15 protein-coding genes are annotated in these 13821 nt (G+C 35.6%); 3 read left to right on the forward strand and 12 right to left on the reverse strand.

Annotated elements, in window-relative coordinates:
* Positions 1 to 245: 245 nt before the first annotated feature.
* On the reverse strand, positions 246 to 1283 hold the full coding sequence (gene holA / locus ABDZ84_RS11045; RefSeq protein WP_026681204.1) for a DNA polymerase III subunit delta: 1038 nt from the start codon (positions 1281 to 1283) through the stop codon (positions 246 to 248).
* A gap of 313 nt (positions 1284 to 1596) precedes the next feature.
* Between holA and ABDZ84_RS11050 the strand changes: the two genes are divergently transcribed.
* Positions 1597 to 1731 (forward strand): YqzM family protein, encoded by a 135-nt coding sequence (locus tag ABDZ84_RS11050; RefSeq protein WP_026681205.1) that lies wholly within the window; start codon positions 1597 to 1599, stop codon positions 1729 to 1731.
* 93 nt (positions 1732 to 1824) lie between these two features.
* Here ABDZ84_RS11050 and ABDZ84_RS11055 read toward each other — a convergent pair whose 3' ends face one another.
* From ABDZ84_RS11055 to ABDZ84_RS11105, 11 genes are all read right to left on the reverse strand, one after another.
* Positions 1825 to 4098, reverse strand: coding sequence for a DNA internalization-related competence protein ComEC/Rec2 (locus tag ABDZ84_RS11055; RefSeq protein WP_026681206.1), 2274 nt, complete (start codon positions 4096 to 4098; stop codon positions 1825 to 1827).
* An 11-nt stretch (positions 4099 to 4109) separates the two neighbouring features.
* Positions 4110 to 4676: a ComE operon protein 2 gene (locus ABDZ84_RS11060; protein ID WP_026681207.1), complete on the reverse strand. Its 567-nt coding sequence runs from the start codon at positions 4674 to 4676 to the stop codon at positions 4110 to 4112.
* A gap of 43 nt (positions 4677 to 4719) precedes the next feature.
* The gene (locus ABDZ84_RS11065; RefSeq protein WP_026681208.1) at positions 4720 to 5325 is read right to left on the reverse strand and encodes a helix-hairpin-helix domain-containing protein; all 606 of its coding nucleotides are present in this window, start codon (positions 5323 to 5325) and stop codon (positions 4720 to 4722) included.
* 110 nt (positions 5326 to 5435) lie between these two features.
* Positions 5436 to 6191, reverse strand: coding sequence for a class I SAM-dependent DNA methyltransferase (locus ABDZ84_RS11070; protein WP_034678976.1), 756 nt, complete (start codon positions 6189 to 6191; stop codon positions 5436 to 5438).
* Positions 6192 to 6193: 2 nt separating this feature from the next.
* Positions 6194 to 6550, reverse strand: a complete 357-nt coding sequence (gene rsfS / locus ABDZ84_RS11075) for a ribosome silencing factor (protein ID WP_026681210.1) — start codon at positions 6548 to 6550, stop codon at positions 6194 to 6196.
* Positions 6550 to 7125 (reverse strand): bis(5'-nucleosyl)-tetraphosphatase (symmetrical) YqeK, encoded by a 576-nt coding sequence (gene yqeK, locus ABDZ84_RS11080; protein ID WP_026681211.1) that lies wholly within the window; start codon positions 7123 to 7125, stop codon positions 6550 to 6552. Before yqeK ends, rsfS begins: the two co-directional genes overlap by 1 nt.
* Complete coding sequence (locus ABDZ84_RS11085; protein WP_026681212.1) at positions 7115 to 7681, reverse strand: nicotinate-nucleotide adenylyltransferase; 567 nt, start codon at positions 7679 to 7681, stop codon at positions 7115 to 7117. Before ABDZ84_RS11085 ends, yqeK begins: the two co-directional genes overlap by 11 nt.
* Positions 7682 to 7694: 13 nt before the next feature.
* On the reverse strand, positions 7695 to 7985 hold the full coding sequence (gene yhbY / locus ABDZ84_RS11090) for a ribosome assembly RNA-binding protein YhbY (RefSeq protein ID WP_026681213.1): 291 nt from the start codon (positions 7983 to 7985) through the stop codon (positions 7695 to 7697).
* 1 nt (position 7986) lies between these two features.
* A complete protein-coding gene (aroE, locus tag ABDZ84_RS11095; RefSeq protein ID WP_026681214.1) occupies positions 7987 to 8826 on the reverse strand; it encodes a shikimate dehydrogenase in 840 nt (279 codons plus the stop codon).
* A 16-nt stretch (positions 8827 to 8842) separates the two neighbouring features.
* Positions 8843 to 9943 carry a ribosome biogenesis GTPase YqeH gene (gene yqeH, locus ABDZ84_RS11100; protein WP_026681215.1) on the reverse strand — a complete coding sequence of 367 codons (1101 nt, stop codon included), beginning with the start codon at positions 9941 to 9943 and terminating at the stop codon, positions 8843 to 8845.
* A gap of 2 nt (positions 9944 to 9945) precedes the next feature.
* Positions 9946 to 10461, reverse strand: a complete 516-nt coding sequence (locus ABDZ84_RS11105) for a YqeG family HAD IIIA-type phosphatase (protein WP_026681216.1) — start codon at positions 10459 to 10461, stop codon at positions 9946 to 9948.
* A 560-nt stretch (positions 10462 to 11021) separates the two neighbouring features.
* On the opposite strand from ABDZ84_RS11105, the gene sda reads away from it, so the two are divergent.
* Entirely contained in the window at positions 11022 to 11168 is a 147-nt protein-coding gene (gene sda / locus ABDZ84_RS11110; protein ID WP_026681217.1) for a sporulation histidine kinase inhibitor Sda, read from the forward strand.
* A gap of 331 nt (positions 11169 to 11499) precedes the next feature.
* Entirely contained in the window at positions 11500 to 13821 is a 2322-nt protein-coding gene (locus ABDZ84_RS11115; RefSeq protein ID WP_026681218.1) for a Na+/H+ antiporter subunit A, read from the forward strand.

Consider the following 13821-nt stretch of genomic DNA (forward strand, 5'->3'; position numbering starts at 1 on the left):
AAAAAAAGTGATACGCCCTAAATTGGCGTACCACTTTTTTCAGTTACTGGGTTTTGTCCCAGCCCCTTTTGTTTGTTAGCTCAAGTGGATAAATATGGGCGTGTTGAGCTACGTCCAACTCCAGTTCCCAGAAACGAGGCAACTTTACGAATCACCCCTAATCTAAGTCATTATCGGCTCGCAAGCTCACCGTGCTTCCTTTATTTCCGTTGACTCGCTCCAGTCGCTACGTTTTAATCGGACGCTTACGCTTTTGTTCTAGCAATTTTTCCTTTCGTTAAATGATATAGAAGTATTTCAAATGCTAATTCTTTCTCCATAGATCCTTGTTTCATTGCTGCATCAGCATCTGCTAGTTGATCCATAATATATTCTAAAGTATCTATAGAAAATTGCTTTTCTCGTTGCATAGCTATTTTAATGACATAGGGATGCACCCCAAGTTGTTTTTGCATATGAGATTGACTGTAGCCTTTTTGCTTTAATAACTTCACTCGAAAAATCGTACGAAATTGGAAGGCAAGTAAACCAATCAATGCAATGGGTTCTTCCTTCATTTTTTCTAAATCCTTATATATAGCAATTGCCTTATGTAAATCACGATTCATGACAGCATCCACTAATTTCAATGAAGAATTTGTAGTAGTATGCGATAAGAGCGCTTCAGCAATTTCCCTTGTAATTTCACCATTCTCCCCAACATACATTGCTAATTTTTTCAATTCGCTTTCCAATAAGTGCAAATTCGTGGATAATTCCGATTCTAATAAATCATAAACATCATCACCAATTGTAACATGAAGCTGATCAGCCAATTGCGAAATCCACTTCTTTAGCTCATATTCCTTTATAGCGTTACATGCCACTACAGATGCTTGCTTTTTTAATTGTTTCGTTACTTTTTTCCGTTCGTCAATTTTTTCATATGGCGCAATCAAAACAAGTACGGAAAAATCAACTGGTGCAGACAGATAACGTTGTAGCGACTCAAGATCATGCTCAAACGAAAGTTTATCCGGTTTTGCTTTTAAGAAAACAGCGTTAGTAGCTATGATCAATTTACGCTCACCAAATAAAGGGAATGTTTCCGTATCTGCAATAACATCTTGTATAGATGTTTCTTCTAAATCATAGCTCGATAAATTATCTTTATCATCATCAAGAATGGCTTCCATTAAACGTGTTTTAAGTGATTGTATAAAATAGGGCTCGTTTCCATATAGTAAAAATACTGAGGATATTTGATTTTTTTTTATTTGTTTTACCGCTTCCAAATAGGACATGCAATTCACTCCAACCTTTTTTGTTGTACCTTTATATGGTAAAACGTTAATAGAAGAATGGCAAGGAATAATGAGAGGGAAAAGACTGGCATCTTCTTCCCTCTCCAATCTATATTAACGCTTGCATAACTGCTCTAGAAACAGTCATGTCAAACGATATTTGATCTTATCTATAGATTTTCCCGTCTAAGTAAAAGTATAGATGTTAAGTCTTTCTAAATTTGGGATCCATTCAATTCGATATAAATTTATTGCAAAAGTGGATTTTTTAAAAAATATAATTTATACTAATGGTGATATAGGAGGGGTAATTGTGAACGAATTTGAAAAAGATATTCAATCTAAAAATAATGACGTTGTTGACTCCATCAAAGGTTTTGCATTTTCTTTTATTTTCTTTCTTGTGCTATTTGCAATCGGAGTTATAATTAGTGTAGCAGGAGCCTAAATCCTCATTCGTTTACATAGGTTAGACATGTGAACGTAAGTAAAGAGACTGTGTCACAGTCTCTTTTTTGTTTGGATGAATCATGATATATTACTATGGTAAAAAACGATAAAACGTTCCCCGGTCTTTTATAAATTTAAACTGTATCGCACCATCTCTATCTGTACGCAAAACAGTTGCACCACTTTCTCGTAAATTACGGATAACTTCATCTGACGGATGACCATATGAATTGTCCTCACCAACAGAAATTAATGCGTAATGAGGTGCTAATTGTGTTAAAACCTCTTTATCTGTAGATGTTTTACTGCCATGATGTGCTACTTTAAGGACATCAACGTTTATATTTGGGTATGATTTCACTATTTCTTTTTCCTCTTTTTTACTTATATCGCCTGTAAAAAGCCAATTCATTCCCCCAATATTAGTAAATAGAACAAGTGAATTGTCATTTGCTGATTTTCTATCTTCAAATGGTGCCAACACTTTAAAAAGTGTATTTCCTACTACAATTGTATCATTTCTTTTTACAGTAACTACCTCAGAATAGTTCCATACAATCTCCTTGCTGTCAAAAAAATCACTTATAAATATATTATTTACTTCTATATCCTCCAGTATATAATCCACACTTCCAATATGATCCAAATCCTCATGCGACAAAAAGATAGCATCTATTTTGTGAATACCTTTTGCAAATAAATACGGCTGAATAACCTGATTATATACACTCGCCGATGGCTGCTGGTTTGTGTTTGTAACCTTTGAACCAGCATCTATAAGTATCACACCTTTACGATAAGGTAATTCAATAATAAAAGCATCACCTTGTCCGATATCGAGCATTGTTACTGTCCCTATGGGAGAAAAAAATGGTCGGCTTATATCGACTAAAATTATCATTACGATGATAACTCCGCAATAAAATGACTTTACTTGCTTTCCCCTCTCCAAGTAACCCATAAAGAAGAAGAGAAAGAGGTAATATAATATAACAGCAACAAATGACATAGAGCCTGCAACCAAAGGATAATGTAGATAGTTATCTATTTTTCCAATACCAAGCAACACCTGTTCATGAACGACAATAAACAACTGATCGATAATTGAGGATATGGTGGATATAGGAGACGTAAATAAAAGCATTAATAAAGTGGGAATAACAAAGAATGTAAAGTATGGAACAATGAAAAGGTTGAGTAAAATGGATAATGGTTGGAGTATGTGGAAGTAATGAAATAGTAGCGGAATTATCATCATTTGCGCAATGAAACTAATAAGTAGCATCTGTTTGATTGAAGATTTTGTTCGGGATAAGCATTTCCTCGAAAGCAATAATCCAAAGGTTACCATAAATGAGAGTTGAAATCCCACATGATATATAATCAGCTTATCAAATAGAATTAGCACAATAAATGTAATACTAAGTACATCTGTAACACTGATTTTCCATTTGGTTTTATGGAGGATGATAAAAAATATAGCCATGATACTGGCTCGCCATACAGAGGGTTCCCCTCCAGCCATCAGCGCATAGACAGGCAGAAATAGCAGCATTCCCCATTGCGCGTACTCTTTTGTGAAAAGGTTTGTCCTAACTAAAAGAAAATAAGTAATGGTTATCATTAATCCAACATGCAGGCCTGAGATTGCCAATAGATGACTTAATCCCCATTGTCGAAACAATTCAATCGTATCTTTAGCTAAAAAAGATTTATCTCCAAATAATAATGCAAGTATCCAGGCAGCAGTTCCATCACTTATATTTCCGTTAACGTAATCAAGCATGGATGCTCTTATTTGATATATATGATGTAAAAATCCCGTACCTTCTAGACAATCTAACTCGTCTAAACTTGTGATAATGGATTGATAAGAAATCCCTTGCTTATTCGCATATCCTTGATAATCAAATTGACCGGGATTCGTCGCTGGCTTAGGGATATCCAGTAACGTAGAAATCCGACAGGTGGATCCATATGCTATGTGCGGATAGTTGCTGGCCACATGCACTGGATTGTCTGGGAAATACAACATAGAAACTTTGCTATCTGTATTTGCAATTTGAAAGATAAATGATATTTTTTCGGGTTCTACTTGAATAGGAGTAATGATTGTACCTGTTAATTCTTTATCTTGAGGAGGCTGTTTATGGTTAATTTCAGTGGTTTCTATTCGAGGGATAAAAAAGGAAAAGAATATAAGGGAGATGAGGGATAGTACAAACGGCATTGCACATATCCTTCTCCTATAAAATAAATAAAATAACCAAACAAGAAATACTGCAGCAATAATCGGGTGATTCATCCATTTCATCAAGCTACTTACAACGACAGCCAATGCAGGAAAATGCCAGAATCCTTTCACATGATTCTCCTTTATCGTAAATTAAATAAATCAAATGCTTTATTTTTCCATTTCTGCAATTCATTACGATCAATTTCTTCATTTTCTAGCTTCTGTATTAAATTTTGAATGTAATGCTGTTTTTCCAGATAATTTGTATCAACTGTCAAATAATCAAGCTCTACCTTCTTGGTAATAACTCCAGCCTCAGCAAACAACTCGATAGCATAATCATTATTATGATAATCCTCTGCATAATAAACAGTATTGATTCCTGCTTGAATTAATTGCTTACAGCATTGCAGGCATGGGAAGTGTGTTACATAGATATCTGCATTCTCGGTAGGAACACCAAATTTAGCGCATTGCAATAATGCATTTGCCTCAGCATGAATCGTACGTACACAATGCCCGTCGACAACATAACAACCTTCATCAATACAATGAACACTTCCCGAGACACTTCCGTTATAGCCTCCAGCAATAATTCGTTTATCTCTTACAATTGTTGCCCCTACCATTAGTCTAGTACATGTACTGCGTAATGAGAGTAAATGACTTTGCGCCATAAAATATTGATTCCATGAAATTCGTTCCATCATTATTCCCCTTTATGTATTTTTTGAAATCATTCATTTTCAGTTATGGAATTTGAATCTCTTCCTGAAATACTTCAATTGTTTTCTCGCCAATTCCAGAAACGTTTAGTAGATCGTCTATTGTGGTAAATGGCCCGTTTTCTTCTCTGTATCTTACAATTGCCTCTGCCTTTGCTGGTCCAATCCCACTCAAACTCTCAATTTCTTCTACCGAGGCTTGGTTTATACGCAATTTCTCGTTCGTCTCCGTACCTGACAATGACGATGAATAATCACTTTCACTATCTGCAACTGAAATAACCATTTCGTCCTGTACTTTTTGCGCAAGGTTTACTTGGGACTCATCTGCATTTTTAGTAAACCCTCCAGCTACTTCTATTGCATCGATCACACGATCTTCCACTTCCAACTCATAGACACCTGGTTTATTTACTTCACCTTTTACATCCACAACGACAGTACTTGTGTCCTCTACCTGATTCGTACGATTACTGTTCACCGTATCTGTCGGATCAATCGGCTCGCTAGTATCAATGATTTTTGCATCTTCATCACCTGTATCTTTATCTCCGATCATAAGAAGTAAAATGATTATGACAACTGGAATACCAATAAAGAAAAGTACTTTTTTTAATATATTAGAGTACAAATGTTCACCTCCTTTTTGAGGAATAGAAGGAATTTATTTCATTTCTCCTACTTAAAATTCGACATGCTTAACTTGTTTTCCTTTTTAAGAAAAAAAACCGGAAATACAGATTATTCCGGTTTCTTCTCAGCTGAAAAGAAAATTCTTGCTGTATTATTATTTAAACTATCTGCTTTTAATGAAAAATCACCATATACTTTAATATTTTCAAAACCTGACTCATTCAATATTTTTTTATAAATTTCTACAGGAAATGTTCGTTGATGATGTTCCTCTTCAAATCGATGGTATAAATTGTCCTTATCCCTTACAAAAAAAGTTAACTGATGGAACATTTCACCAGGCTGTGTTCCTTCTGCACAAAACCAAATATAAGAAGCATCTTCCGTAACATCAGCGAATGTTTCCCCAAAATAATTATCAGTAATATAGCTAAGCGCGTGAACATCAAATAAAAATAGCCCACCTGGATCGAGTGCTTCGTTTATATTTATAAATGTATCTCTTAAGGAAGCTTCTGACGTAATATAATTAATGACATCACAGTAACTGACTATAGCATCAAGCCCCTGAAGGCCTACAAGACTTCGCAAATCTTGACAAATCCACTGGATAGACATATTTTCTGTAGCAGACTTATGTGCTGCATATGTTAACATATCTGCCGCATAATCTACTCCTGTGACCTGATATCCCTTTTTTGCCAATCGGATTGCTATTTCTCCCGTACCACATCCTAAATCAGCGATCGTCCCAACTTCTCGTTGTCTTGATTTAAACTGAGCTTCCGTAAATGCTACCCATTGATCATAAGGGGCATCTTCCATTAACAGGTCATAAACATTCGCCATTTTTTCGTAAGCCATTACTATTTGTTGTCCTCCAATTGCAATGAGACTGGAGCTGCATCTCCCCAAAGACGCTCTAAATTATAGTAGCTTCTTTCATCCTTATGAAATATATGACAAACGACATCACCTATATCCACTAAAATCCATCTAGCCTGTTCAAATCCCTCTAAACGTTTCAAGGAAATATCGTTCTCTTCCATCTTATCCTTAATCCCCCTTGCTATTGCTTGCACTTGTCGTTCATTACTTCCATGGCATATTAAAAAATAGTCCGCTACTAATGATACTTCGTTCATATCAAGTGCAATAATGTCCTCAGCACGTTTATCATCACACGCTTCGGCTGCAAGTTGTATAATTGTCTTATTTTCCATTAATGGTTACCTCCGTTAACTCTTCTTATTAAATCATTGTACGTATGAAAGGTGTCAGGATAAATGGCAGTATTCTTGTTCATTAAGAATCGAATCGTATTTGCTGATGCCATTAAGCACGCATGTACCAAGTCGACCTTTGCCATCTCCCGCACCTTATCTATACCTGGAAATTTTCTACCGGGTTCTATATAATCAGCTAAAAATATTATCATTTCTAGGTTACTCATATGAGCTCTTCCTGTTGTATGGTAATGAATAGCATTTTGGATATCTATATCCTTTACACCGAATTCTTTCTCAATAAGCAATGCTGCTACTGGACCATGCCATAATTCATGATGATAATCTAATAAGTCTTTAGGTAAATAGGACGTTACTATCCATCGCGCAAGCTCATCCCTCGATCGATATTTCGCGTAATCATGGAAGACGGCTGCAAGTTCTGCTTTTTCAACTTTTTCACCATATAACAAAGCAAGCTCTTTTGCTGTTTCCGCCACGCGTAACGAATGCTCATAGCGAGCTGTTGTTAAGTGTGGCTTCACGATGTCCTTTGCTATCTCAATTTTCATATAAGTGATTCTCCTTAATATAGTTATAAACGGAGTCAGGTAGTAAATAGTGAATGGTTTCACTACGTTCTAACCGTTCCCTTAATAACGTAGAGGAAATCTCTATTAATGGGATGTCTACTTCCACTATTGGATAATGTGTTTGTAAAGAATGAGTAGACCGTTTAACACCAACAAATTGGATTAGTTGCATTAACTCATCAATTCGTTCCCATTTTGGTAAATATTCAACCATATCCGCGCCAATAATGAAATAAAATGTTTTATGAGGATGATTTTTCTTTAATTCCTTTATCGTATCAATTGTATAAGACTTTCCAACACGGTTGATTTCGACTGGATTCACCTTAAAATACCTATTATTCTCAATAGCTAAATGTACCATTTCCAGTCGATTGTTCGGGCTTGTTTTAACATCTTCTTTGTGCGGAGGTGTATAAGATGGGATAAACCACACCTCATCCAATTCAAGCGAAATCCGAACCTCTTCAGCAATGATCAAATGACCAATATGCGGTGGGTCAAACGTTCCTCCTAAGATACCAATACGCTTCATCAATAAACACCTTTTACGGAAGACGAATCTGTTTGTTTTCTGTAGATTCTTTATACAATACGATATTATTCCCAATTATTTGCACGATCTCTGCGTCCGTTCCAGTTGCTAATTGCTCAGCAACGGTGTCTTTATCATCCATACAATTTTGTAAGATACTCACTTTTAACAGTTCTCTTTTTTCTAGTGCATCCTCAATTTGATCAATCATATTTTGATTCACACCTATTTTACCAACTTGGAAAATAGGCTTCAGTTGATTTGCTTGTGCTCGTAAAAAACGTTTTTGCTTACCTGTTAACATATTATCTTCCTTCCAGTATAAGTTGTAATTCTTGATCCATGCGTTCCATTGGTGGCTTTATGCCTGTCCATATTTCATAAGCATATTGTGCCTGATATAGCAACATCGTATGTCCAAAATGCAGAGAAAAACCATAACACTTTGCCTGTGTCAGCAAATTTGTTTCGATCGGTTGATAGATAATATCACTAACAATCGTGTCGTTTGGCTTTGTGTTTTTAATTTCAATGATTGATTTATCAGCATACGGTTTCATGCCTACAGAGGTGGTTTGAATAACTACATCATATTGATCAATTTGTTTTTCAACGCTTTCCAATGGCATTACCTGTGACTGCACCTGATATAATCTTATTATATCAAGCGCTTTTTCCTTTGTACGGTTTGCTATGTCTATCGTTGTAAAGCCAGCATCCTGCAATGCAGCATAAATTCCTCTTGCAGCACCACCTGCCCCTAAAATAAGCGCACGTCTATCTGCTTTAGAAAAAAGGCGTGGATATTTACTTTTAAGAGATCGTACATATCCAATACCATCCGTATTATATCCAATCCATTTCCCATTCTTATTACGTACCGTATTTACAGCACCAATTGCCTTTGCCGTATGATCCACTTCGTCAAGAAATGGGATGATTTTTTGTTTGTAAGGAACAGTAATGTTAAATCCATGTAGTTCTTTTTGTCTAAACGCATTTATTTTTTCGCTAAATGACCCTTCAGGATTAATTTCGTAAATCTCATATTCTCCATCTATATGGGTTCGTTTCATAAATTCTTTATGAATCCACGGTGATAATGAATGGGCAATTGGATAACCAATCAATCCAAACCGATACACATTATTTCTCCCCTTCCTAGTTAAACGAATTTCTAATTGATACAGATACACCCTTCGGACTATGGGCTGTTACAGAGGCACCATTTCCTTGAATAGACACCCACCCAAGCCCCGGAAACACAATATCCTTCTTATCTGCTGAAATCCGAAAATCGCTTGGTGTTAAATTAGGAAGTTTTTCTAATGTTTTTTCATTTGGTGGCGATAACAGCTCGCCTAAATGATTTTCATATAAATGCTCGGCATTTTCAAGCTTTGTACGATGAATGGGCAATTGATTGGAAAAGTAGCAAACGAATGACTGCCGCGCTCCTTTGATAAAGTCCAATCTAGCGAGTCCACCAAAAAACAATGTTTGACCGGCATTTAATTGATAAACCCTTGGTTTGATTTCTTTATTAGGAGAAATTGCTTTTAAATCAGGCGGAGATATATAGTGCGCCATCTGTTGTTTATTAACAATTCCCGGAGTATCTATTAATGTAGAATGATCATCTAATGGTATCTTAATGAATCCTAACGTTGTACCTGGAAAATAAGAGGTAGTAATAACCTCACTGTAGCCAGTAGATTGCTTTATTAAGCGATTAATAAATGTTGATTTTCCAACATTTGTTGTTCCAACAATATACACATCCTTATTTTGTCGATAGGCTTCTATTTGATTTGTCAGCTCTTCCATACCATGGCCTTTTGTAGAAGAAATCAAGAATACATCTTTTATGCGAATCCCATTCTCTTTTGCTTGTGAACGTAACCACTGCATTAATTTTCGCTTATTTACCGATTTTGGAAGTAGGTCCATTTTATTTCCAACTAAAATTATAGGGTTATCGCCAACAATACGAGGCAGGCTATTAATCAAGCTGCCATCCACATCAAATATATCAATAACATGTACGATCAGCCCATCTGTTTCTCTTATAGTACTAACCATTGATAGGAAATCATTATCTGTCATCGCGACATCCTGTATTTCATTATAGTGCTTTAAACGGAAGCATCGTTGACATAAAATATCTTCCTTTTCCAAAGAGGATTGTGGTGTATATCCAGGTTGATTCTTATCTGTTGTCTGTATCTCTGCACCACAGCCCTGACAGTATAGTGTTTCCAATCTTATTCCTCCCAGCTAATTTTTCCCTTTTTACGCATATATGAAAGAATCCGTCGTTCAATTCTACGATTAAATCTTGTTATCTTACCGTCTGTTTGCACAATAGGGACAACAAGAATTGTGTAAAACCCAGCAAAATTCCCTCCAAGTACATCAGTCAATATTTGGTCTCCTACCACTACAATCTCTTCTTTCTTTAAACCCATCTTTTTAGCAGTGGTTCTAAATGCTTTACTCAACGGTTTTCTTGCACTAAATACAAATGGTGTATCTAATGGCTCTGAAAACACCTTTACTCGTTCTTGATTATTGTTCGATATAATTGTTACTTTAATCCCATGCTCTTTCATTAGTTTAAACCACTGAACTACTTCAGATGTTGCTTCTTTAACATCCCAAGCTACCAGGGTATTATCTAAATCCGTGATGATCCCCTTAATCCCTTTTTCTTTTAATACGTCGGGATGGATATCAAAAATACTTTTTACATGTTCATTAGGCAGAAATTTTCTTAACACACTTACACCTCTTTATAGTCTATCTACTAGCAGTATTCATACGAATCTCCATTATAACCTTATCCTATAACAACTTTCTACAATAATAAAGCGAAACTTCATTCTAATGTTAAGAACAAAGGCAAAAACGTCACCTCCTGTGACAACGCCTTTGTGACCCACATCCTATAGAGCCGAGCTTATCGGACATTCACTAGCAGTTATCTCCATACCATGTGTGATTTATTATCAAGACGAAACTTTGTCGATGATAAACCCTTATCATGTAGACAAGTACAACTAGAAATCCTTGATCTATGTCATTTCATCAAGAAGTATGTATGTTCACCCGAAAATATGAATAAATCGTTCGACAAATACCTTCATTTTTTGCATTGTGGATAACTTTATTAACAATTTTCGAGTTGATGTAATAATGTTTGTAAGGATTTTTTTGAGTTTGTACACAGGTTATCTACAGTCAAATGTAGATAACTTCTGCCTTGTCCTGCTTGTTAGAACATGGTAAATTTATATTAACTTAAATCCAGAAGATTCCCACTCTTAGGAGGGCTGTATTTATGGAACATTTGTCAGACGAATTATTACTTGAATCATACTTTACAGCAAATGAATTAAATTTAAGCCCCGATTTCCTCTCCCTGATTGAAGAAGAGATTCATAGAAGACGATTATCACATAAAATAAAAAATATAAAATCAGGTTAAAAAAAATAATGTATTATAAATATGAAGAAACACGAAAACCCTTGAAGAATTTGCGAATCCTAAGGGTTTTTTATTTTTATTGATAATTTAATGTGTTAAACTATTTCTTGGATAAATGATTACATATGGTAGTATCAAAGCCATACTTATCAACCAATTTACCTACTTTTTTTAAAAAGTAGATTTAGAAAAACTAGACCCTAGCAAGATGTCATTTCCCCGATGGATATGTACCACTTTCAGTCATTCTCTAATTTCTGTAATGGAATAAGCAATAACGTACAAATTAATAACAACAGCATTGATATTTTTGAAGGAGGAATCCCGTTCGATGATCTTAGCAGTACTAGTTCCGCTTCTTATTGCATGCTTTATTCCTGCATTAAGTAAATTAAAAGCAAAAATACATACAGGAATTTTTGTATTCTTTGTTCCGTTCATTATTTTTCTTTATTTTGTTCAATTTGTAGGAAATGATTTCTCACCACAAATAGAGCAGTATAGTTGGATACCATCCTTAGGTATAAATTTAGATTTTTACTTAGATGGCCTAAGTTTATTGTTCGTACTATTAATTAGTGGTATTGGTTCATTGGTCGTACTCTATTCCATCTATTATTTACATAAGTCGGAGCGATTAGGACATTTTTATGTTTACCTTCTTATGTTCATGAGTGCAATGCTTGGTGTCGTTTTATCTGATAATATCTTTGTGCTTTATACATTTTGGGAGCTAACATCTATATCTTCCTTCTTGTTGATTGGTTATTGGCATTTCAAGGAGCGGTCACGGTATGGAGCATTAAAATCCATGCTTATCACTGTATTTGGTGGATTAAGTATGTTGGGCGGTTTCATTTTATTATATGTAGTAACTGGTACAACCAGCATCCAAGAAATGATCAGCCAGGTTGATGTCATTTTAGATAGCAATTACTTACCATTGATTTTAGGATTTATTTTATTAGGAGCATTTACAAAATCGGCTCAATTCCCATTCCATATTTGGCTACCAGATGCAATGGAAGCACCTACACCAGTAAGTGCCTATCTCCACTCGGCGACGATGGTAAAGGCTGGGATATTTTTAATAGCCAGATTTTCTCCCATATTCTCTAGCTATGAATGGTTCTTTTTGATTGTAAGTATAGTCGGGATTATCACTCTTTGTTGGGGATCGTATATGTCTGTCAGACAAACGGATTTAAAAGCTATTCTTGCTTTTTCAACAATTAGTCAGCTCGGAATGATTATGGCAATGCTTGGATTTGGTACAACAATTGCCGTTTTCGCAGCTGTGTTCCATATTTTAAATCATGCTACATTTAAAGGCAGTCTATTTATGATTGCTGGAATTGTGGATCACGAGACAGGTACAAGGGATATCCGCAAGCTCGGTGGTTTAGCTACATTTATGCCAATTACAGCAACACTAGCTATATTTGCAACATTTTCAATGGCTGGAGTTCCTTTACCTTTTCTTAATGGTTTCTACAGTAAAGAACTCTTCTTTGATGCTGGTATTCAGTTAGATAATTCAGGATTCTGGTCACAAGCCATTCCCTATTTAGCAGTTCTTGGTAGTATTTTTACATTTGTATATTCGATGTACTTATTTTTTGGAACCTTTACGGGGAAAAAGCATCTTGAACAACTGCCTAAAAAACCACATGAAGCGCCTTTTGGTATGCTTGTTTCACCTATCATCTTAGTGCTTGGCGTTATTCTGATTGGACTATTGCCTAATATGGCAAACGCTCCATTCTTGCAGCACGCTGCAGAAGCTATTAATGGCGACACAGAGTTTTATAAAGTTAAGTTTTGGCATGGTTGGGATTCTCCTGCGTTTAGAATGTCACTCGTTGTTGTTACATTAGGTATTATTCTGTTTGTAACACGAAAAAGATGGCAAGCTGTTTATCAAGTATTACCTGGAAAGGCAAGCTTTAATAAGGTGTACGATGCAATTGTAGCCAACATGGATAGCGTATCTCGATCTGTAACTAATTTCTACATGACAGGCTCATTAAAAACATATATGTCTCTAATTCTTGGAACAACACTCGTTGTCTCCTTCTTCGTTATGTTCGTAAGTAACGGCTTTACTGTTAGTACAGATCAATTAGCTGATATATCATTTATTGAAATTGCAGTTGTTCTTATTATGATTATTGCTGCTATTGGAACAATATATATGAATCATAATGTAGCGGCGGTACTTGTGCTAGGTGTTGTTGGCTTTGGAGTGGCGATTTTATTTGTCATTTATCGAGCCCCAGACATCGCTTTAACACAATTAGTCATTGAAACAGTGTCCGTAGCATTGTTCTTATTATGCTTCTACCACCTTCCAAAACTAAGGAAATCAACGGATTCAGCTAAAACAAAGACAATGAATGCGATTATTTCCATTGGGTTTGGTGCGTTGATTACGATGGTAGCTATTTCTGCTCATAGCAGCAGGTGGTTTGAATCTATATCTGATTATTTTGTGGAGAATTCCTATAAACTCGGTGGCGGCGATAATATTGTTAATGTAATTCTTGTAGACATGCGTGGGTTGGATACATTATTTGAGATCGCTGTGCTTGGAATTGCAGCACTTGCGATATTTGGCCTCATTAAAAATAAAAAGAATAAGGAGGCAGAATAA

Origin of the sequence: Virgibacillus salarius, from assembly GCF_039521925.1 — a bacterium.
Classification (GTDB): domain Bacteria; phylum Bacillota; class Bacilli; order Bacillales; family Amphibacillaceae; genus Virgibacillus; species Virgibacillus salarius.

Coding starts and splice junctions, on each gene's coding strand:
- holA (WP_026681204.1), bottom strand. CDS start 1,283: ATGTCCTATTTGGAAGCGGTAAAACAAATAAAAAAAAATCAAATATCC.
- ABDZ84_RS11060 (WP_026681207.1), bottom strand. CDS start 4,676: ATGGAACGAATTTCATGGAATCAATATTTTATGGCGCAAAGTCATTTA.
- ABDZ84_RS11070 (WP_034678976.1), bottom strand. CDS start 6,191: ATGGCTTACGAAAAAATGGCGAATGTTTATGACCTGTTAATGGAAGAT.
- rsfS (WP_026681210.1), bottom strand. CDS start 6,550: ATGGAAAATAAGACAATTATACAACTTGCAGCCGAAGCGTGTGATGAT.
- yqeK (WP_026681211.1), bottom strand. CDS start 7,125: ATGAAAATTGAGATAGCAAAGGACATCGTGAAGCCACACTTAACAACA.
- ABDZ84_RS11085 (WP_026681212.1), bottom strand. CDS start 7,681: ATGAAGCGTATTGGTATCTTAGGAGGAACGTTTGACCCACCGCATATT.
- yhbY (WP_026681213.1), bottom strand. CDS start 7,985: ATGTTAACAGGTAAGCAAAAACGTTTTTTACGAGCACAAGCAAATCAA.
- sda (WP_026681217.1), top strand. CDS start 11,022: ATGGAACATTTGTCAGACGAATTATTACTTGAATCATACTTTACAGCA.
- ABDZ84_RS11115 (WP_026681218.1), top strand. CDS start 11,500: ATGATCTTAGCAGTACTAGTTCCGCTTCTTATTGCATGCTTTATTCCT.